The following is a 21,074-nucleotide window of genomic DNA, read 5'->3' on the forward strand; positions in this document are numbered from 1 at the left end:
TACAAACAGAAAAGCCCCTCAGACTGAGTCGAGGGGCTTTCTATTTTCAGCATAAATCGATAGCTAAACTTCGATTATGCTGATTTTTTCTTTGGCAATGAAACACTCAGCAAGAAGTAACCGACGACCGCTGCCAAGGTTGAACCCATCAAGATACCAAGACGAGCATAGGTATCGAAATTCACGAAGTCAGCGCCAAACGCCAGCGATGAAATAAAGATCGACATAGTAAAACCGATACCACACAGCACAGACACGGCGAAAATATGTCTCATACCCACGCCTTCTGGTAATTTTGCAATACCAAGTTTTACCGCAACCCAGCTGAAGCTAAAGATACCTAACGGTTTACCAATAAACAGACCTAACGCTACACCTAGCGGCAGAGCTTGAGCCAGACCACTCAGTGAAACACCTTCAAGAGAAATACCTGCGTTAGCGAATGCGAACAGAGGTAAAATACCGAAAGCTACGTAGGAATGAAGACCATGTTCTAAGTGCTTAAGCGGTGAATGCTCTTTGTCTTTTCCTTTCAGTGGAATAGAGAAACCAATCACGACACCGGCTAATGTTGCGTGAACACCGGACTTCAATACCGCTACCCAAAGAATGAAACCAACGATCAAGTAAGCGCTGATTTTGGTCACATGCTTAGCATTCATAAAAAACAGTACTGCCGTCATTAGGAAGCCAACGGCCAACGCCATCGTAGATAAGTCACCGCTGTAAAACAGTGCAATAATCACGACAACACCCAAGTCATCAATAATTGCCAAAGCAAGCAAGAACACTTTCAAACTGATTGGAACACGACTACCCAGTAACGCCATGATACCCAAAGCAAATGCGATATCCGTTGCGGCAGGAATAGCCCAGCCTTGAATCGCCGTTTCGTTTGAAATGTTAAACATGACATAAATAAGTGCAGGGGCAAGCATACCACCTACGGCAGCAATTGCCGGGAAAATGGCAGTTTCACGCGATTTCAGAGCCCCCTCAAGCAACTCGCGTTTTACCTCAAGACCGATCAACAGGAAGAAAATAGCCATCAAGCCATCGTTGATCCAGTGTGAAACAGACATCCCCAAAATGTATGTGTGAAGACCCGCTTGGTAGAACTCATTAAGCGGAGAATTGGCAATTACCATAGCTACAGCTGCTGCAATTACCAGGATTATGCCACCAGCAGACTCCATTTTTAAAAAGTCGCGAATGATATCAGTCATTTATCGTCCTTATAATTTCGTTATGTCGATACATGAATCAGAACAGATACACAGGAGTTTAGTACTTTAGAACATTCTTGAACAATCGCTTGTAATGACTCAACACATCGGATTTTCCGAAACAAATGAACATTTCGCACATATATTCCGTATTAATTGCTATTTGGTAAGTATAGGAAAGAATTAATGGTCTAAACAAAGTTAGTTATTGAAATATCTCACCTCCTGATATGGAAAAAGGAGCATTAGCTCCTTTTTAATCTTCATTTTCACACAACAGTTAATAACCAGTTAACTGCATATAGCCATGTGCGATATCAGAACCAGTGGTATTTATTGCCCCTTCCCAGTAAGGAACGATGAAAGGCAACCAAGATTGTTTGTTCACTGGCGCTGTCTTCAGGTCGATATTGTATCTGGGCACCATGATACGCCATTCCAAAGGCATTACTCTACCCCCCTCAATGACAGTTTTGTTGAGGGGCAGAATAACAATATCTTTACTAGCCAAAACGATGGTTTTTTCTTTTGAAGATAAGGTACCAAACATATATGGGAGCTCTTCTTCATGTCGATAACGATTTACTGACAAAGTGGTATCGTCATCCAGTTTCAAGACAAACTTGTCCCAACCCTGTTGCGTATTCGACATCAAACCTGTGCCCCACTCTTTGCTCATGAAAGCAGTGCCTTCAACGGCTATCGGGTCAGTCTCTTTCGTCAACTTCAACTGACCATAAACCTTAAGAAATGGTGCTTGCAGGTTGTAAGTCGCTGTAGGTTCTGTCTCGTGTTTTGTTTGAAAGCCTTGTTCTCCGGGTAGCACGTACGGACCATCCAAATCACTGTATAACGATAAACTAAACGTGTCCGTTTTAACATCAAGATGCCCGGGGAAAGGATTTCTACCCAGCGATCGCCAAGTCCAGTCATCAATCCACATGCGCAGTGGCAAAGCACTCACTCCCGCTTGACCAATACCACCGCGGGCAACACGCTGCTCTCGCCAAATCTTTCTGTCGGTCGATATCACTACCGATGAGAAATAAACTTGTGAGTTTAACCAGCCGAGTTCCTCGACTCGCTCGTCATGAGCAATACGGAAATAGCTCCACTGAACAGAGTAAGGATGACCTTTTTTGTCACGCACATTAGCAAAAAAATGGAACCACTCATGCTGATGCTGCGGATGAAATGAAGAATCGTCCGGTAAAACGACAGGATTGTTAGGTAACACTGGCGCGAAAGCATGCTTCACATCCGCAGACAAAAGCGAGCTTAACTCTCGGTTTGGTTCCACATCGTCTTCAAATTTGTAATCGCGAAAAACAATACTCGCTATTGAAACTATTGCGGCAAGGATTAAGAAACCAATCAAGTATTTGAGGCTGACTCGAACTTTCATTACAAAGCGTCCCTCAATGACTTCATCGGTGACTTACGAAGTAAACGGATAATAGGTAGAGCTCCTGCAACGATCAGCGCTAGCATCGAGAGAATGGCCGTTTTTACATAAGTTATAGGAGAAACTATCAGTTCCATTGTCCAACCAAAAGAGTGACGAATCACCACATCTATAACCAGTTTCGCCAGACCTAAACCTAGTGGCATCGCAATCAGCATCGATATCAAACCAAAAACAAACAATTGTAATGCACCTAAGCCAACCAATTCTTTTCCAGACACCCCTAAACAACGCAGCAATGCAATGTGTTTCTGACGAGAAAGCTCACCTGCCAATGTTGCAAAAAAGATTCCGCATACTGCGATAAGCAAAGTAATGTTGCCTAAGGTATCGGCAATCACAAATGTACGGTCAAAAACGCGCATTGCCTGACGGTGAATCGCGCTGTTATCCATGAGTCGTTCAGCATCAAGGTGGAAAGCCGAATGCAGACGACTATTCAGCTTCTCACCGACTACGCCTTCATTCAAAACAATAGCTAAAGCGACATCACCGGTGCCTGCAAAAGCGTGTAACCAGTTCGCATGTGACATCATGACTTGGTTGTAAGGGTTACCATAATCATAATAAACACCGACAATTTGCCAGCCAGCGCCAAGAGGCTCAGAGAGATCTACCGTATCGCCCGGTTTCAGGTTCAGTTTGATTGCCATAGATTCACTGATCATGATGCCTTTAGAGTGATGCAAGTAGTACCAGTAGTTAGGAACACCCAGTTTCACCGTCAATGAGTTCGCCTCACCTTCGGAATCACCCGTGCTCACGACTTGCAAGGTACCTTTGTTGGAAGGAAATTCTCTTTCCCAACGCCACCATACGTTTTTCACTTCAGCCTGATTACTTAACCAGCCACTGATCATAGAGGCTGAGCTGTTAGTCGGATACAGATACATATCTGCGGCTAATCGCTGATTAAGCCACTTATCAGTCGTATCTCGAAAGCTACCCACCATAGTAACCACACCAATATTGGCTGCCATGGCAATCATAAATGCCATGGTAGCAACACCACGATAGCTCATACTTGCCGCTGCGTCGGCAAAAAACCAGCGAGCTTTTACCCAACGTAAGCTGTAGGAAAAGCTATTAAATAGCTTCCAGATAACGAATGGAGTAAACAGCGCGGCACTCACTAACATTAAAGCAATAATTGTATAGCCCGATGACTGTGTTTTTGGCGCTTGATAAATGGCGATGGCAGCGACAGCTAGAGCGCCACCTATAAAGGCCTGAATACTGAATTCGGAACCGGCAAATCTTGCAAGCGACAAACGAGTACTTAAACGAATAGGCTGAGATTTTAATAAACGCACCAGCGGCCAAGCGCAAGAAGCAAAAGCACCGCACACCGCCATAAGCAAACTGTAACTGCTCCACTCCCAATCCCACTGAATCGAAAGACCTACATTCGCGTTGTACAAATCGGCCAGACTGACAGACACGGAAGGAATTAACTTGTTTGCCAATAAGAGACCTAAGCCATTACCGCAAATCCAGCTTACAAACACTAACGCAAAGAGTTCGAGCATCAGAGCCTGCGCCAGTTGCCAGCCATTCACGCCGGTTTGGCGTAACATACCAACTAAACGCTGGCGCTGTATAAGCGAAAGAGACATCGCTTGGTAGAAAATAAACAACCCGACCAAGAAAGATAGCATGCCCATCGCCGTCAGATTCATGTGGAAAGCTTTAGTAAGAGATTCCAATTCTGAACGTGTACTGCGAACCAATATCATCCCATTTGGCAAACTAGCCGCCAGTTTTTCGAGTTTGTCGTCAGACATGGAACCGCATGCAATAACTGAGAAACCGGAGCTTTTCTTCAGTTGTCGAACCAAAGACATATCAGAAACTAAACGAGTGCCACTCACCATCCCCTGACGATCAATAAGTAACGGACCAAGTTGTTCACCATCATGCAATTGAATCATATCGCCATCTTCCCAGCCTTGGTGAGCAGCAAGCTCTTGCCCAACCATTACTGGATAAGGTGGTTGCATCAGTTTTAATGCGCTGATTTCGCTCAGTGTTTTTTTACCCATCACAGGAACAACAGCTAGCGGATCAATGCCAAGCAATGTCACGTCCGTCCCGAGTTTTGTTGTAAAGCGGTAGCTGTCAAAAGGAACACATTGATGGAAACCATCACGGCGTAACTGAATATAGAAACCTTGGGGAATTTTGTTTGCGACTTGTTTCGTACGAATGCGGTAAGGCAAAGGGTTGGCAAAAAGCTTTTCACCACTTTCATAACTTTGACGAGCATGTTGGTTAATCGCTGTAACACCAACAAGAAGAGAAATACCAAGAGTAAGACCAAACCAGACGAGAATGATCTGCAGAGGATAACGACGATAGTGACCGAGTAGTGCTTTAACTACGGGCCATAACATGAAGGTGTCCTCCTTGAAGACGAATACATCCTTCCATATGCTTTGCGACTTTCTCACTGTGGGTCACAAGAAACAGCGTACATTTAAGCTGTCTTGCCAATGTAGTCAGTAGTCTCATGACCGCTTCTGCGTTACGTTCATCTAAACTACCTGTAGGTTCATCAGCTAGCAGGATTTTCGGTTCCATATACAAAGCACGTGCAATAGCAGCCCTTTGCTGCTGACCGCCCGACGCTTCTTCAGGATATCGACCTAACAGTGGCATTAGATCAAGCGCAGAAATGATCTGACGCCATAATCCGGTATCTTCTGGTAAGCCTTTTAGCTGACGGCAAAAACGGATGTTATCGGCAATATTAAGCGTAGGTAGGAGGTTAAACTGCTGGAAAATATGACCGATGTTGTTACGACGATAAGCCGTTCTTTGGAATTCTGAAGTATTGTGCATCGCGAAATCTGGGAACCAAATTTCACCGGAGTCCACAACGTCTAAGCCAGCAATAAGGTTTAACAGCGTACTTTTACCAGAACCGCTTTCGCCCATTAGAGCCAGTTGATCGCCTTGATGAATCGTCAGTTCAGCGCCCTGCAGCACAGGATGGAATTCACCACCATCTACATATCCTTTGCTCAGGTTTACCAGCTGTAACATCAATCATCACCGTAGACTAAAATTGGACTCAGAATCTACACTAATTCCCTTTCAGTAGGAAGTATTTTGCGGCGTACTTACACCGAGTTGTTGCAAAATGCAGCAACTCGGTAGACAAAATTCAACTTCCGATTAAATTTCGCATCCACTTCTTACTTCTCACGCGATAAAAGCACCCAACCCACTTCACGACCTCTTCACTTAAAAACAACAAGTAGATCCATTCAGGGCTGGCATTAAGGTAAAGCGCGGCGAAAGCAGCAAGCGGAATACCAACAACCCATTGGGCAATTAAATCCTGACCTAGACAGAACTTCACATCACCGCCGGCTCGCAGTACACCGACAATCGCCACCATGGGTATTGAACGAAGTACGATACCCAAACTCAATATCAGCATAAATTCTTCAACAAGAACTCTTGTCTCTTCCGTTAGTGCACTAAACGAATTGAGAATCGGAATTTGCAGCAGATACAACAAGCCAGACATAAAAATCGCGGTGATAAAGTTAGCACCAATTACACCAATAGCTTGATAATAAACCGCTTCATAATTTCGCGCACCAAGCTGGTTACCGATTAATACTGCGGCGGCGTTAGACAACCCTATCAGCAGACTCAGTGAAATAGATTCGACCGGAGTCATAACTGATAGCGCAGCAAGGCCTTGCACACCAGTTTGTCCCATGATCGCGTGATAAACGAATAACCCACCAGACCAAGCAAGGAAGTTGAACGTGGTTGGCAGCGATAGTTTTAAAAATCGAACCACATTGCTCAACTCGACCACTTTGCAAAGGTCTTCATAGCGGAAGGCCAGTAGGTGTTTCTTGCTGTAAAGATAACCATATAGGCACGCGACTTCTATTGCTCCACTTAGCACTGTGGCAATAGCCGCCCCCTTAATACCCAAAGCCGGAACGCCTAATTTGCCGAAGATGAAAACCCAGTTCAGTAATACGTTCGAGGCAATACCAATCGCACTAAAGAAAGTACTGATCCCCGGCTTGTGCATCGCTCGAAGCCCGACAGCCATACTATTTGCGCTGGCAATGGCAAACATGCTTACGGAAGTAATCACCAAGTACTGGCTACCAAGTTCATTGACCATTTCTGAATCTGTGGTCAACGCCATAATGTCGTGCGGAAAGATGACAAACAGGACAACCGTAAACAAAGCAAATATCATCGACATTAGCCACGTCAAAGCTGTACTGCTTCTCAGCCCATCGCGATCACCAGCACCCCAGAATTGCGCGGAAAGCAAAGCGCCACCCGCTGAGATACCAATCAACATAATGGTGGAGACAAATGTAGCTCGCGCAGCGACACCAACGGCAGCAATTTCAGCTTCGCCTAATTGGCCAAGCATTAACACATCGACCAATCCACGGCTCGATAGCAGCAACATTTGTAAGCTGATAGGAAGCGCAATCGCAATTAAGCGACGCAAGAAATCTCCTTTTGTATGGAGCAAAACTTGGGATAACAGAGACAAACGACACCCCTAGAGACAAAGGATTGATAGAAAGAGAAAAAGTAAGCGGCTATTATACTCATTAGTGCATAATCTAACCAACATAAAGCAAGGATAATGAATGAAAAAAGTACTCGTGCTTGGCGCATCTGGCTATGTTGGTTCACAGCTATTAACCTTACTGCTCAACGAAGGTTATGAAGTCACCGCCGCGGCTCGGCACATTGACTACTTACAAGCGCGAGTAGCGCCCCATCCAAAACTGACCATCACCTATCTCGACCTTGCAGATAAAAAGGCAACGATGGACTTGGTTCCACAGTTTGATCTGGTGTTTTTCTTAGTTCATGGCATGGCTCAAGGTCATGACTTTGCAGAGTATGAACTCTCTTTGGCTAACAATTTCAAACAGGCGCTGGATATCAGTCAGGTAAAACACGTAATTTATCTCAGTGCACTTCAGCCACAAACGGGGAACTCGGAGCACTTAAAAGCGCGTCAGCAGACGGGTGAAATACTGAGGAAAAGCCATGTACCTGTTACAGAACTGCGTGCCGGTGTCATTATTGGGCCGGGTTCTGCCGCTTTTGAAATCATGCGCGATTTCGTATACAACCTGCCCGTTCTTATTACACCGAAATGGGTGGATTCAAAAGCCAACCCGATTGCATTGGAAAATTTGAATCACTACCTGCTGCAACTTGCCAAAGAACAACCGACTTCGCATCAGCTTTATCAGGCCGGAGGCCCAGATACTCTCTCCTATCGCGAGCAGTTTCAGGTCATTTGTGACCTCGCAAACAAACCGTTTCGGTTATGGTCAACATCACTGCTTACCCCGCAAATGGCCTCTTACTGGTTAGGGGTTGTTACTTCTGTTCCTTCTAACATTGGCCGTGCTCTGCTTGCAGGTTTAGAACATGACTACATAGCGGAATCAGATCAGCTAACTGCGCTTTATCCACAAACCCTGATTCCCTATCGTGATGCGGTTCGAAGCACTATCGAGCATGAAGGGACATTTGTTCGCAGCAAGGTTTGGGGCTTTGAGCCAAACGCATTAAAGAGATGGCAACCGGGTTTTGGCTATTATCCAAAACAGGCTGGCGCAACAATAGAAACAGATTTAACCAACCGTGAATTATGGAAAATCATTAAAACTATCGGCAGTAGAGATGAAGGTTACTTTTTTGCTAACGCTCTTTGGCGTATCAGAGAATGGCTAGATATATTCTTTGGTGGTGGGCGACCAGTTCGACGCAGCCCCGAAGGTCCAGAGCTCAAAGTTGGAGACTATATTGATTCATGGAAAGTTATACGCTGTGAACCTAATGAATTTCTATCGCTGTTTTTCGGTATGAAAGGCCCCGGTTTAGGGCGATTAGAATTCACCATTAAAGACCATGGTGACAAGCGCGAACTGAACGTTACCGCTTGGTGGCATCCTCAAGGTTTTCTCGGCCTCATGTACTGGTTTGTAATGATGCCTGCACACCTGTTTATCTTTAACGGCATGGTTAAAGCAATAGTCAAGAAAGCCGATAGTCAGAAAAGCAAAAGTTAAACCATAACTAAAGTGTAAAAAAGGCTCTGAGATTTCTCGCAGAGCCTTTTCATAACACGATAGTAAGCCGTTATTCAGCTTTGAATGACAACGGAATTTCAGCCAGTTGTTTGCCCTGATTAGCAGGAAAAACAAGATATTCGCCGTGATATTTCACGTTCGACTTATAGTCAGTTTGCTTATGAACCATAAATCCGGCTGCGCTTGCCATTTCAACAAACTGAGCATGATTACCACGCACAAACCAGTTCATCGGCTTCACCATGAGTTCGCCATCAAAACAAGATTCGCACTGCACTGAACATAAAGCTAACGAGTTTTGACCGTCGGTAAAGATCTGCACTTTGCCAACACCAACAAGAGGCTCAGAAGTAGAAACTTCCCAATCCGCCTGCTCCATTTGGTCTAAGAACGCTTCAATCTTTTTATCTGTGATGACGTTATTTGTTTCACTTTCAAAGAAGCTTTTATAAAAAGCTGAGATACGTTTGAAAGTAAACAGCAGTTCTGACTGATTGCCTTTAGAGCGTCCAGCCTTTAGCCAACGCGTTAAATCATCGACTACGCAACGATCAAAGCGCTGTGCTTTAATCGCTTTAGACACCCAGTGAACAAGAAAATGGTTGTTGGCAACTGGCGCATTAACCAGCTTCCCAGATTCATGCTCAGCGGTTAATTCACCCAGTGCTGAGTTAACGACATTTTGAATTTCTAAGTAATATTCTGACACTATGCTTTTCTTCCTAATGTCCAATAAAAGGTTGCTGAAAGTACTGAACAGGCTGACATCACCAATATCATTGGCCATGCCACACCGCTAGGCATTGCTGCTACAATTGCACCAATCACCGAACCGGTGCCAAATCTTAGCGTTCCCGCTAGTGACGATGCCGTACCCGCCATTCTTGGATAACGGCTTAATAATAGAGCCATAGAGTTACTGCCGATGGTTGAGATCGTACCCACAAACATCACTACAAATGGCACTGTACCCCACAGTCCCCAGCTCATCAGCCAGCTGATGAACAGGCCAAAGCCAGCCATTAACTGAATGAACAGACCAAAACGCAACATGGCATGAGAACCGACTTTCTTGACGAAACGTCCGTTAAGGCTGGTCATAGCAATCATTGCCACAATGTTAAGACCAAACAGATAACCGAACTCACTTGGGCTAACGCCATACAAATCAATATAAACGAATGAGCCTGCGGTCAAGAAAGCAAACATACCGGCAAACGAGAACGCACCAGAGAATATCAGACCCATCGCAAAACCAGCGCGGCACAGCTGTACATAGTTGCGAATGGTACTACGGAAATGCAGAGGTTGACGATTCTCGGCTGAAAGCGTTTCTGGAATTTTCCATAACACCATAGCAATGACAACCAAGGCAAAGCTTGCCAATACCCAGAATATCGAACGCCAACCAAACCACACCGCTAAGTGACCACCAATCATGGGTGCCGCTAACGGTGCCAAAGTGATCACTAAAGTGACGAATGACATCGCACGTGCGAAATCTTCGCGATCATACATATCTCGCACAACCGCCTGAATCACTACCGCAGCCGCAGCACCAGCAAAGCCTTGCGCAGTACGGACGTAAGTTAATGCATCAATACCATTGGTGGTCGCACTGACAATAGAAGCGATAGCAAATAAGGCTATCCCCACTAGCATCACAGGTCGACGACCATAACTGTCAGCCAGTGGACCATGAAGTAACTGACCAATAGCAAAACCAGCAGTGTAAGCAGTCAGTGTAATTTGTACCGCACCCGCGCTCACACCTAAATCTTTGGCTATCGCAGGCATAGCCGGTAGATACATATCAATAGCCAGAGGCGTCAATGCGCCTATCGCTCCTAATACGATAAACATTACAAAGCTGATTTTAGCGGCGTCACTAGCGGGCGACGTAGTATTCGAAGTCATAAATCTCCGTTCGATGTTAGAACCAGTGCATCACGTGAATGACGCACTCAATAATAGCTTAAAGGAAGGACACGAAGTCCAAGCTACGAGAACTGTGAGGAATGTTTTCTTGTAGAGGAAGCAGAGGCTTCCTCATGATTCACTTGTATGACAAGAGCAAACAAGTAAATCCGCAATTACTTCCAGATTGAAGCAACTTCTTCTTCGGTAAGGTAGCGATACTCGCCAGGTTCTAATGACTCATCCAGAACGATGTTACCTACTCGTTCACGGTGAAGCCCCACCACCTTATTACCTAGCGCTGCAAACATTCGTTTCACTTGGTGATACTTGCCTTCATGAATAGTCAGCAGTACCTGCTTCTCATCAATCACTTCCATTTGTGCTGGAAGTGTCAACTCACGTTCATTACGTAGCTCAATGCCTGTTGCGAACTTCTCTTGATAGTCAGGCTGGATAGGGTCATCAAGCCAGACACGGTATAATTTGTCACATTTGTGTTTTGGTGAAGTAATACGGTGCGACCATTGACCATCGTCAGTGATAAGCACTAAGCCCGTCGTATCGACATCCAATCGCCCTGCAAAATGCAAGTCACGCATATTCACTTCATCAAGCAGAACAAAAGCAGTGTGGTTAAAACCGTCTTCGTGCGAGCAAACATAACCTTGTGGCTTATAAAGCATGATATAACGCGGCCCACTGATTCTGATTTCGCGCCCTTGCCACTCAACGTCCGATTGTTCAGTAACCTTAAATGAACCAACCTTCTGAACTTCACCATCAACGGTGACTTCGCCACTTTTAAGAATTTGAGTCGACTCTTTACGCGTTGTTCCTAGCGCGTCACACAAAAATTTATCTAAACGCATGAATACCTCATCTGCTTGAAGTCGGGTATTATACGCAAGTCACTCAAATTAGTTGAGCTATTTCACAGAATTATTCGCCCAATTGCATGTATACACTTCGCCCATACCAAGCAGACTCAGTTAAAGCTGTTATTCACTACTTTCGCAAGCATTCCACGCCAGCAGTCATTGTGCTGCCAACGGGTGCGGGCAAAAGCTTGGTGATTGCAGAACTGTCAAGATTAGCAAAAGGTCGTGTTCTGGTGCTTGCTCACGTAAAAGAGCTGGTTGAGCAAAACCATGCCAAGTATGAAGGCTATGGTTTAACCGGTTCGATTTTCTCGGCGGGCTTGGGGCGAAAAGAAACCGATCAACAAGTGGTGTTTGCGTCCGTACAATCTGTGGTGCGTAATTTGGATTCGTTTAAAAACCAGTTTTCCCTACTGGTTATTGATGAGTGCCACCGCGTTCCTGACGATAAGAACAGCAGCTATCAGAAAGTGATTGCTCATCTTCTAGAGCTAAATCCGGGAATGAAAGTTCTTGGGTTAACGGCGACCCCTTATCGATTAGGTATGGGCTGGATTTATCAGTACCACACTCGCGGACTGGTGCGTAGCGAAGAGCCACGTTTCTTCCGCGACTGCATCTTCGAGTTGCCAATTCAGTATTTATTGGATGAGGGATTTTTAACTCACGCCCGCTTAATTGACGCACCCGTTCTGAGCTATGACTTTTCACAGCTCAAACCCGCTAATACTGGACGATATAAAGAATCTGAACTGGATTTGGTCATCGAACAGTCCAAGCGAGCAACACCGCAGATTGTGGCTCAAATCATTGAGCTTTCCAAAGACAAACAAGGTGTGATGGTTTTTGCTGCCACCGTACGCCATGCGCAAGAGATCATGGGATTATTGCCTGAAGAACATTCAGCATTAGTAATTGGTGACACCCCTTCTCCAGAACGTGACCGTATTATTCAGGCATTTAAACAGCGTGAAATTAAGTATCTGGTCAACGTGTCAGTACTGACAACTGGGTTTGACGCACCACACGTAGACTTGATTGCCATTCTGAGACCGACAGAATCCGTCAGTTTGTATCAACAAATTGTTGGACGTGGGCTTCGTTTATCTGAAGGCAAAAATGAGTGTCTCGTGCTCGACTATGCAGGTAACAACTACGATCTTTATCAACCCGAAGTTGGCGACCCTAAGCCCGACTCCAGCAGCGAAATTATCACTATTCCCTGCCCCGCTTGCGGATTCAACAACAACTTTTGGGGCAAGCTTGACGCAAACGGCTTTCTCATTGAACACTATGGACGAAAATGCCAAGGCTACTTCACCGATGAAGACACTAACGAGCGCGAACATTGTGGATACCGTTTCAGAGCCAAGTATTGCGGTGAGTGTGGTGCAGACAACGATATCGCTGCGCGTATCTGCCACGAGTGTGATGCCACATTAGTCGACCCAGACAAAAAGCTTAAAGAAGCGTTGAACCTCAAAGATGCCTTGGTTTTCGAATGTTTAAACATGGATTTGAGTGTTCACAAAGATGATAAAGGCAAGTCGCAGTTAAGAGTGACTTATATTGGTGACAACAATGCTCAAGTTCATGAATTCTGGGCATTGACCTCACCCAAACAAAAAGCCGTGTTTAAAGAACGCTTTGTCCGCCCTCATTTAGCAGACAGACACCGTCCTTTCGAGGAAGCTTCGCCGTCAAAAGTGGTCGATAATCAACATCGCTTCCGTCCGCCACAGTTTGTGATCGCCCGAAAATCTGGCCGCTTCTGGAAAATGCGCGACAAAATATTCGCAGATGAGCTAGTGTAACTTCCAACTCTTTAAGGACGATTGAATTCACATCCTATTCATATTGCGATTTTTATACTGCACCAATCATGACGTAACGGACGCTTCACATGCTTAATTCAAAACTCTATACCGCTACTTTGATTGCTCTTCTAACGGGCTTTTGTTCTGCAGGTGTAACCTCACTGGCCTTTGCCGAGCAGCCTGTGCTTAACGACCCCATTCAAGATACCTACAAAGAAGGGACTCAAGTCAAAATAGACGAAGATCAGAATGAAGTGTACGCCGCGGTACAAAAAGGACTGATCAAACCCTTTTCAGAACTGTACGCAGCTATAGACAATGAACTTTATGGTCGCCTTATTAAAGTCGAGCTTGAAGAAGATGACGATGAATGGATCTACGATTTAAAATTAGTTCATGAAGATAAAGTGATACGTGTTGAATACAACGCGACAACTCTTGAGCTAATGTCTATCAAAGGCAGAGACGTGCTTAGCATAATAAAAAACCGAGACGCGCAATGAAGATTCTTGTAGTTGAAGACGACCAAAAACTCAGTGAACAAATTACAACGGCACTAGAAGACGCAGGCTGGGTGCCAGAAGCTTCTTATGACGGTGAAGACGCACTATACAGAGCAACGACCGAAGAATGGGACTGTATCGTTCTTGACTTAGGTTTGCCTAAGCTAGACGGCATCTCAGTACTAAATAACCTGCGCGACCAGCAAATCAATACGCCTGTGATCATTCTCAGCGCCCGTGACACACTCACACAACGCGTCGAAGGTTTAAACGCCGGTGCGGACGATTACCTAACCAAACCCTTTGAACTGGTTGAACTGATTGCGCGAATTCGTTCACAGTTACGCCGAGCTTCCGGTAACGCATCACCGGTTTTACAAGTTGGGAACTTAAGTCTCGACACCAGAAGTTCTGTTGTGATGTGGAAAGATCAGCCGTTAAACCTCACTGCATTGGAATACAAAGTGATCGCTTATTTCATGCATAATCCGGATAAAGTCATCTCACGAACTGAATTGGTTGAACACATCTACAAACAAGATTTCGACCGGGACTCCAACACAATAGAAGTGTTCATTGGCCGAATTCGCAAAAAAGTGGCGCCTGATGTCATCAAAACAGTGAGAGGTTTGGGGTATCAATTGCATGCCCAATAAACACTTTTCGTTAAGACACTCACCGTTAAAACACCTTAGTATTAAAAACCGCTTACTGCTGGCTGCGATCCTTTGGCTGAGCGCCATGATACTTGCTGCCGGTTATCTTATCCCTAGCATGGTAAAAGACTACTTGGTTGAAGATGCCCAAAGTCAGTTGCGTCTTTCAATGGATGAACTCACCGCTAATTTGGAAGCAGATAGTAACGGCAGACTTAGTCTTAGCCGACGTCTTTCCGACCCCAGATTCAACCAACCCTACAGCGGTGTTTATTGGTCTATGACGATTGGTGAGAACAGTGGCGAAAACTCAATTCGCTCCAGATCACTCTGGGACAAAACTCTGGTTAAAGAGCAACACGGGCACAAAACCCTTTATAAGGGAGCAAAAGCCGAAAATTTAGTTGTTCTCACTCAAAGCATCTATTTGCCTGAGTATTCTCGTCCGATACAAATCATCGTTGGTATGGATGAGTCGCCTATTCAAGAGACTCTCAAACAAGTCATTGGTCAACTTTGGATCATTCTTGCCCTGCTCTTTTCCGGCGTACTGATACTGATTAGCGCACAGATTTCTTGGTCATTATGGCCGCTTGGAAAAATGCAAAAAGAACTCGCTTTGCTGCGTAAAGGTGAACAGTCCAGTCTCAATGAAAATTATCCAAAAGAAGTTTACCCGCTGGTAAAAGATCTCAATGCACTGCTGTTCCACTATCAAGAACTACTAGAGCGCGCACGCAACCATGCGGGAAATTTATCTCATGCTTTGAAAACTCCACTTTCCGTGCTTAAAAACGAAGTGGCAAAACTGAGTGATGAACAGAAGCAGGCATTGCAAGAACCTATCGAACAAATCCAGCAACACATTGATTACCATCTGGGTCGCGCGCGCATGGCAGGCGCTGCAAATATACTTGCAGTGAAAACCCTACCCAGCGAACGAGTGGATGCAATCTCAATGGCTTTTGATAAAGTTTATGCAGCGCGAGAAATCACCTTAGTCAACGAGTTGGACTCCAATCTTTGTGTGGCAGTAGAACCAACAGACTTCGATGAAATGATCGGTAACTTGCTCGAAAACAGTTACAAGTGGGCAAACTCACTCATACGGGTTTACAGTGTTGCTGAAGGTAAAGAGCGGATCAATATCTGTATTGAAGATGATGGTGCAGGTATCAGTGAAGAAGATATAGAGCATGCAATAAAGCGCGGGATTCGCTTAGATGAAACCGTACCGGGAACAGGTTTAGGACTCAATATCGTTAGTGAAATGGCACACAGCTACCGAGGAAAATTGGCGCTCTCTAAAGGGCAATTAGGCGGATTAAGAGCAACCTTAACACTACCTGTACCAACCACGTGATGAATCCTTGCACAATAAGGGATTCATCTGGATAAGATTCACCTCAGTAGCGACTTTTTTATTGCTACATCTCTGATTGAATGATAGTATCCGCGCTCGTTTTGATAGACATACTTGATTTATCAAACGTTATTACAACACAAGGTCGCATTGTGTTGTGCATCCAATTTTTACTAATTTTGAGAGTAAATACTATGAAATTTGAAGCAGTAGTACGTACTGAACTAGGTAAAGGTGCGAGCCGCCGCCTACGTCACGCTGGCCTATTCCCTGCTATCGTTTACGGTGGTGAGGCAGCGCCTGTATCAATCACTCTAAACCACGACGAAATCATTAACCAAATGGACAAGCCTGAGTTCTACGAAGGTATCGTTCTAGTGATTGATGGTGCTGAAGTTAAGGTTAAGCCACAAGACGTACAACGTCACGTGTTTAAGCCAAAAGTTGAGCACATGGACTTCATCCGTATCTAATTCCCCACCAAGGAATTAGCTGGATAGAATCCACCTTTTGCATATATAAGATAAATCAGCCTTACCATCTGATAAGTCTAAAAATTCGAAACCCCGATGCTACCAACATCGGGGTTTCACCGTTTTGGAAGTGCCATAAAGCCATTTTAACTATTAATTACACATACTTAGAATACTTGACTAGTTTGTGGGTGTAATTAGGGTGGTATAAAGGTGTCATTATACAGCGGTGAAACATTGTGAACGCTAAGTAATTTTTCATAAAAAATCACTCTCTCTTAGCTCTATAATTGAGCAAAGATCCTAACCATATGTTTGTTACCTCGCCTGTATCCAGGGGGATTGATTAGGAATACATTGTCACTCACGTTTATATCCGTGATGTCACTGATTAAACACAAATCCCATTCATGACCCGGAGTTATGTGCCCACCTTCAGTTTGAAAACATCTCAACGCTATGTTCCCTGTGGTCAGCTCACCGACAGCTGCTGCTTGAGCCACCCGACGCAGTCCGCTATAAGTAAATTCAATTTCCTTCCGATCATTAATTGCAGTTTTTAAAACTTCCAACATAAATTAATCCTTAAACTTAATTAGCCATTGTGACGTTATTGTCAAACTTTAGTTTAGGTAATCATGATGTGATTGTTTGCATATAATTTCTAAATGTCTTTGAAGACACACTTCTAACCTAAGCGGAAAACTCACCTTGATTTAGCTTTAGATAAAAGCACTAATCTCAGCCCATTGGCAAAATACAATGACGGGATTGGTCTCCCGCAATTATCGAGACGCATAGTCGCCAGCTTATTGCTGGTTTTTTATGCGTGCTATTCAGCACCCCCAAATAATGATGGGTTGAGTGAGAGCACTTCGGCGCGCCGCAACCTTGGGAGCGGTAAGAAAAATCTTGCTCAGGTTAATCTCATTGTGTGCTGAAGTACTTGATACATACCCAAGGCTAAACAACTCAAAGTCTCATTTCACGGCTCTAATCTTTTCGTTGTTGATCACAATAGTGATGCATACACGCCTATGAAATCTGTCGTTGAAGGAATGGGAATGGATTGGAGTTACCAATCTAGAAAGCTTAAAAGCGACACAAACAGATGGGGTGTTGCTGTTATAGCAATACCCTCTTTGGATCCTTATAACTCAATAACCTGCATACCACTTCGTAAGCTCTTCGACTGGCTTCAAACACTCCAACCTAACCGCGTTCGTGAAGATATCCGCAACAAAGTCATTCAATACCAAAATGAATGTGATGATGTATTGTGGAAGCACTGGACAAAGCAAAACACACCCAACGAAATCATGCCCGTAATGCCACCAAGCAGCATGCGTATTTTGATGTGCATGGAAAAGGGTCACGTTGTATCAATGGAACCAATTCCCGAAGACTGTGTAGTGTTCCGCACTGAAGACATTCCCAAGCTACTTAAAGAACCGGGTTACTTTACGGTGCAACAACTAAAGAACGTCGCCGATACTGCCCTATCTCAATTAGCTATGTGTGCAGAGCAAGCAATGTTGCTGCGTAGGTAGGATGGAAAGAGAAACCCCAAGCGAAGGCTTGGGTGGGTTGATGCTATTTGGATTTATCTTCAAGTTGTTTTTGCTCAGAACGATGTTGTAGCTGCTTAAGTGCATCATTTACCAACATAACCTGTTCTACAATTTCAACTGCATCACTTTCTGTTCTAAAGTTAATGTCGCCGCCTTTATATATGAAGTTATCTAATTCTTTAATGGAACGTTTTAGGTTTACTTGAACTTCTCCACCTGACTGTTTACTGCCTTGCTGAAGCTTTTCTAGAAGTCTATCCGCCACTTGCTCAGCCATTTCTTCGTTCTTCTTCACAATCTCAGCTTCAATATGGTCAAGGTTTTTCTTATGAAGTTCTGGATTGGACTTCTTCAGGATCTCGATACCTTTTATTGCAGCATAAAGCTCTGCTATGTTAAATGCACTTTCAGCAAGAAGATTAAATGTCTCACTAAATAGCTTCACGGTCTCAAAGTCTAAAAGAAAATCGAATATGATGGAACCTTTGGAAGCGCCAACAACTTCAAAGGTTTCGGGCGCTTGACCTAACGCCATAGAGTAACCACGTGCTATAGTATTCCACTTTGCAGTCCAATCAGTTAGGTTCACTACATTCGATATCAAAGCATCATTTTGGAATCGAACTCTAGTTAGTACTTTGCCATGATTATCCGTTTCTTCGACGTCAACCAAAGGACCGAAAATCATCTCGAATGCGGTTAAAAAGTGTTCAAAATGGGTGTTTGTTGATTGCAACGTTTGTAATGAATCGCTAATGCGCGCTGCAATTTCTTGTACATCACCTTGATCATGAATCTGGGATAAACTGGGGATAGCTGGACTCAATATAATATATTTCAGACCTAGTCGTTCTAGAACCTCAATATCATTAAAACTTAGTGATGCTAAATCAATATTAGAAAGGCTCTCAATATGTTCAGCTAGATATTGGCGTACTTGGTGTCTCTTCTCCGCGAATGCCTTGTTACTAGACAACGTCTGATTAATTTTTGTCTTTGTACCAGCTAAAGAATTATCAATCCTACTAGCAACAATATTATCCCGGTACCACCTTGAAAGTTGGTACATCTCTCTTGTTTCCATTTCCGGTCCTTTTTATGAACGTTACGCGTCACGTTTATACCGAACACTATAAGGAGAACTGTTGTTTAATCAATAAGATTCATACTTGAAAAGCTAGACAAGAATAAAAACCCCAAGTAATAGCTTGGGGTCATTACTTAGTCGCCTAGCCTAAAACTAGACTTAGATATAACCTCATCAACCCAAGCATTGATACCAGAACAACTGCAATAAGTACGCTTAACTCCTCGTTCGGGATACTCAATATTAATCTGATGTAAACGGGCTGCCACTGGTTTATTAGATCGTTTATTCAAATAAGAGTGCAGTAACGTCTCATTGTGGACTTCTACGTTATTCAAAACCAAACTAATCAACGCTTGAATCTGACTCTCTTGATTCAACCTTATGGCTGGCACATGTTCATGGAATATTTCTATAAACAAACCAGAATCATATCTTTCAATTCTAAAGCACTTTTCATCAGCTCTGAGTCGACTACAAATTTTATATCCTGTTTTAAACATTTATGTTCGCTTTTTGCTCAATAGAATCTAGCTTATAAACACTAGACGTAATTACTTATAAATCGAGTCTAACTAAAATTAAACCAATTGAACTGTCAAACCTGAATTAGGTCCATTGGGTAACCCAAGAGCTGTATCTACACCAATATGAGTCCTAAGATCCTTAAGTAGTTCTTCTGGAGAAATGACTTTCCCAATCATTAGTTCTGATTCAGAACGAGCATGCTCAACAGCCTTACCACGATAGACCGATAGCATCTTGCCTTCATGAATCGCTCGAAGGCATAAAGCACGGCAATAAAACCGATTAAACTCACCTTCAGCGAGCGTTTGTGGAGCGGTATAAGGAACTTTAGCGGTTGTATAACCGCCCTTAGGTTTTTTCCTTTGGTAGCTATCAACCAATAACTGATTTAGTTCAATTTGATGTGCAAGCCAGCCGTCATCATGTTCTGTAATAGCTTCAGTTAACAGTTCATCCCACTTGCCTTCGAAGCCCTGCTTCAAAAAACTACTATAGTATATGCTGGCATTTTCTAAGTCAGAGTTGAGTTCATTAAGCATCTGATTTCGTGTGGTAGAATCCAAATTATTAAATTGAATAGACACTGTGCACTCCTTTTTTATTAATAAGCACACAATAATTATTAGCTCATTAATTAAATTTAAGCCGATGATTATCAATATGTTAGATATTGGTCACTACAAAACACGAAATCATGCAGCGTCTTACATTATCTAAAACAAATATGAGTCAATAACAGTCAGGATGCTACCAAGAGTGATCAACATTGGTATCAACCTTCCTAATCGTTCCCCTTTACCTTCTTAAAGAACTTTTGAGAAGCGCACTAACAATTTCAGATATATCAATAGACATACTGCTGGCAAAAATAAAAATGTCACGAAAATGCCTTGTGTAAGAAAAATGACTGAGACCCCAAGATCAACAGCAAAATGATTGTAGGCATGAGTGAGGTTTTTATATCTTCTTCAGTAATGGGGATCTCGTTTTGAAGTACATCATATAAATAAAATGCTACTGCCAAGAATATTGACCAAAAAACTATTCTCTTAGAAAGTTTTTTCAAGTCACCAAGTATTCCTTGAACAATTCGTTTTCTATCTTTGGACCATAAATAAACAGAGACGTAAAAATAGAAAAGTGCCACTGAAAGATTTTTCAATATCACAATATCGGTTTCTGTTAACTTTACAATTGCAACCGAAATGCAAAACAAGATAGCTGAAAAAAACAGAAAGTAATTGGCGATAACTTTAAGCGCCTGTTCATCAGAATACCCTGCAATTACTGACAAAGAAGTCGACGTGGAATTTTTAACTTTATCTAGCCATAAATTTATAGAAGGCGACTGTATAAACTGATATGTCATATGTAATAAAGCTAGAATGATCCATACAACAACAATGAATGATGACATCTCTTACTACTTGCGTATTCCGGAGCAATCCAGCCACCGTTTCCGGGATTCCCCGGACACCCA

The 21,074-nt window shown here is 43.5% G+C and carries 20 protein-coding genes; 7 read left to right on the forward strand and 13 right to left on the reverse strand.

Annotated features, from left to right (window positions below; all coding sequences use genetic code 11):
- Positions 1–74 precede the first annotated feature (74 nt).
- The 5 genes from nhaA to AAGA51_RS08690 form a co-directional block, all read right to left on the reverse strand.
- Positions 75–1,226: a Na+/H+ antiporter NhaA gene (gene nhaA, locus AAGA51_RS08670; RefSeq protein ID WP_042487769.1), complete on the reverse strand. Its 1,152-nt coding sequence runs from the start codon at positions 1,224–1,226 to the stop codon at positions 75–77.
- A 280-nt stretch (positions 1,227–1,506) separates the two neighbouring features.
- Entirely contained in the window at positions 1,507–2,631 is a 1,125-nt protein-coding gene (locus AAGA51_RS08675; RefSeq protein ID WP_042487770.1) for a lipocalin-like domain-containing protein, read from the reverse strand.
- On the reverse strand, positions 2,631–5,084 hold the full coding sequence (locus AAGA51_RS08680; RefSeq protein WP_042487772.1) for an ABC transporter permease: 2,454 nt from the start codon (positions 5,082–5,084) through the stop codon (positions 2,631–2,633). The genes AAGA51_RS08675 and AAGA51_RS08680 overlap by 1 nt, the downstream gene beginning before the upstream one ends.
- Positions 5,065–5,736: an ABC transporter ATP-binding protein gene (locus AAGA51_RS08685; RefSeq protein ID WP_042487774.1), complete on the reverse strand. Its 672-nt coding sequence runs from the start codon at positions 5,734–5,736 to the stop codon at positions 5,065–5,067. The genes AAGA51_RS08680 and AAGA51_RS08685 overlap by 20 nt, the downstream gene beginning before the upstream one ends.
- 121 nt (positions 5,737–5,857) lie before the next feature.
- A complete protein-coding gene (locus AAGA51_RS08690; RefSeq protein ID WP_042487775.1) occupies positions 5,858–7,234 on the reverse strand; it encodes an MATE family efflux transporter in 1,377 nt (458 codons plus the stop codon).
- Between the two features lie 100 nt (positions 7,235–7,334).
- Between AAGA51_RS08690 and AAGA51_RS08695 the strand changes: the two genes are divergently transcribed.
- Positions 7,335–8,777, forward strand: a complete 1,443-nt coding sequence (locus AAGA51_RS08695; RefSeq protein WP_042487777.1) for a DUF2867 domain-containing protein — start codon at positions 7,335–7,337, stop codon at positions 8,775–8,777.
- Positions 8,778–8,847: 70 nt separating this feature from the next.
- On the opposite strand, the gene AAGA51_RS08700 is transcribed toward AAGA51_RS08695, so the two are convergent.
- From AAGA51_RS08700 to rsuA, 3 genes are all read right to left on the reverse strand, one after another.
- Entirely contained in the window at positions 8,848–9,507 is a 660-nt protein-coding gene (locus AAGA51_RS08700; RefSeq protein WP_042487779.1) for a DUF2913 family protein, read from the reverse strand.
- On the reverse strand, positions 9,507–10,715 hold the full coding sequence (locus AAGA51_RS08705; RefSeq protein ID WP_042487782.1) for a Bcr/CflA family multidrug efflux MFS transporter: 1,209 nt from the start codon (positions 10,713–10,715) through the stop codon (positions 9,507–9,509). Before AAGA51_RS08705 ends, AAGA51_RS08700 begins: the two co-directional genes overlap by 1 nt.
- Before the next feature lie 176 nt (positions 10,716–10,891).
- Positions 10,892–11,587 carry a 16S rRNA pseudouridine(516) synthase RsuA gene (gene rsuA, locus AAGA51_RS08710; RefSeq protein ID WP_042487786.1) on the reverse strand — a complete coding sequence of 232 codons (696 nt, stop codon included), beginning with the start codon at positions 11,585–11,587 and terminating at the stop codon, positions 10,892–10,894.
- 86 nt (positions 11,588–11,673) lie between these two features.
- On the opposite strand from rsuA, the gene AAGA51_RS08715 reads away from it, so the two are divergent.
- From AAGA51_RS08715 to rplY, 5 genes are all read left to right on the forward strand, one after another.
- Complete coding sequence (locus tag AAGA51_RS08715; RefSeq protein WP_042487790.1) at positions 11,674–13,410, forward strand: DEAD/DEAH box helicase; 1,737 nt, start codon at positions 11,674–11,676, stop codon at positions 13,408–13,410.
- An 89-nt stretch (positions 13,411–13,499) separates the two neighbouring features.
- Positions 13,500–13,916 (forward strand): PepSY domain-containing protein, encoded by a 417-nt coding sequence (locus AAGA51_RS08720; protein ID WP_042487793.1) that lies wholly within the window; start codon positions 13,500–13,502, stop codon positions 13,914–13,916.
- Positions 13,913–14,572 carry a response regulator transcription factor gene (locus tag AAGA51_RS08725; RefSeq protein ID WP_042487797.1) on the forward strand — a complete coding sequence of 220 codons (660 nt, stop codon included), beginning with the start codon at positions 13,913–13,915 and terminating at the stop codon, positions 14,570–14,572. Before AAGA51_RS08720 ends, AAGA51_RS08725 begins: the two co-directional genes overlap by 4 nt.
- Positions 14,562–15,935 (forward strand): ATP-binding protein, encoded by a 1,374-nt coding sequence (locus AAGA51_RS08730; protein ID WP_042487800.1) that lies wholly within the window; start codon positions 14,562–14,564, stop codon positions 15,933–15,935. Before AAGA51_RS08725 ends, AAGA51_RS08730 begins: the two co-directional genes overlap by 11 nt.
- A 194-nt stretch (positions 15,936–16,129) precedes the next feature.
- Positions 16,130–16,408: a 50S ribosomal protein L25 gene (gene rplY, locus AAGA51_RS08735; RefSeq protein ID WP_042487803.1), complete on the forward strand. Its 279-nt coding sequence runs from the start codon at positions 16,130–16,132 to the stop codon at positions 16,406–16,408.
- 284 nt (positions 16,409–16,692) lie between these two features.
- On the opposite strand, the gene AAGA51_RS08740 is transcribed toward rplY, so the two are convergent.
- Positions 16,693–16,983 (reverse strand): hypothetical protein, encoded by a 291-nt coding sequence (locus AAGA51_RS08740; protein WP_042487806.1) that lies wholly within the window; start codon positions 16,981–16,983, stop codon positions 16,693–16,695.
- 378 nt (positions 16,984–17,361) lie between these two features.
- On the opposite strand from AAGA51_RS08740, the gene AAGA51_RS08745 reads away from it, so the two are divergent.
- Positions 17,362–17,958, forward strand: a complete 597-nt coding sequence (locus AAGA51_RS08745) for a phage antirepressor N-terminal domain-containing protein (protein WP_081878740.1) — start codon at positions 17,362–17,364, stop codon at positions 17,956–17,958.
- Between the two features lie 43 nt (positions 17,959–18,001).
- On the opposite strand, the gene AAGA51_RS08750 is transcribed toward AAGA51_RS08745, so the two are convergent.
- The 4 genes from AAGA51_RS08750 to AAGA51_RS08765 all read right to left on the reverse strand — a co-directional run bounded on the left by AAGA51_RS08750 (position 18,002) and on the right by AAGA51_RS08765 (position 21,011).
- On the reverse strand, positions 18,002–19,063 hold the full coding sequence (locus AAGA51_RS08750) for a hypothetical protein (RefSeq protein ID WP_042487810.1): 1,062 nt from the start codon (positions 19,061–19,063) through the stop codon (positions 18,002–18,004).
- Positions 19,064–19,200: 137 nt separating this feature from the next.
- Positions 19,201–19,569 carry a hypothetical protein gene (locus AAGA51_RS08755; RefSeq protein ID WP_042487813.1) on the reverse strand — a complete coding sequence of 123 codons (369 nt, stop codon included), beginning with the start codon at positions 19,567–19,569 and terminating at the stop codon, positions 19,201–19,203.
- 78 nt (positions 19,570–19,647) lie between these two features.
- Positions 19,648–20,178 carry a hypothetical protein gene (locus AAGA51_RS08760; protein ID WP_042487816.1) on the reverse strand — a complete coding sequence of 177 codons (531 nt, stop codon included), beginning with the start codon at positions 20,176–20,178 and terminating at the stop codon, positions 19,648–19,650.
- Positions 20,179–20,471: 293 nt separating this feature from the next.
- Positions 20,472–21,011, reverse strand: coding sequence for a hypothetical protein (locus AAGA51_RS08765; protein ID WP_042487818.1), 540 nt, complete (start codon positions 21,009–21,011; stop codon positions 20,472–20,474).
- Between the last annotated feature and the right edge of the window lie 63 nt (positions 21,012–21,074).

It is taken from the genome of Vibrio diazotrophicus, assembly GCF_038452265.1.
GTDB lineage: Bacteria > Pseudomonadota > Gammaproteobacteria > Enterobacterales > Vibrionaceae > Vibrio > Vibrio diazotrophicus.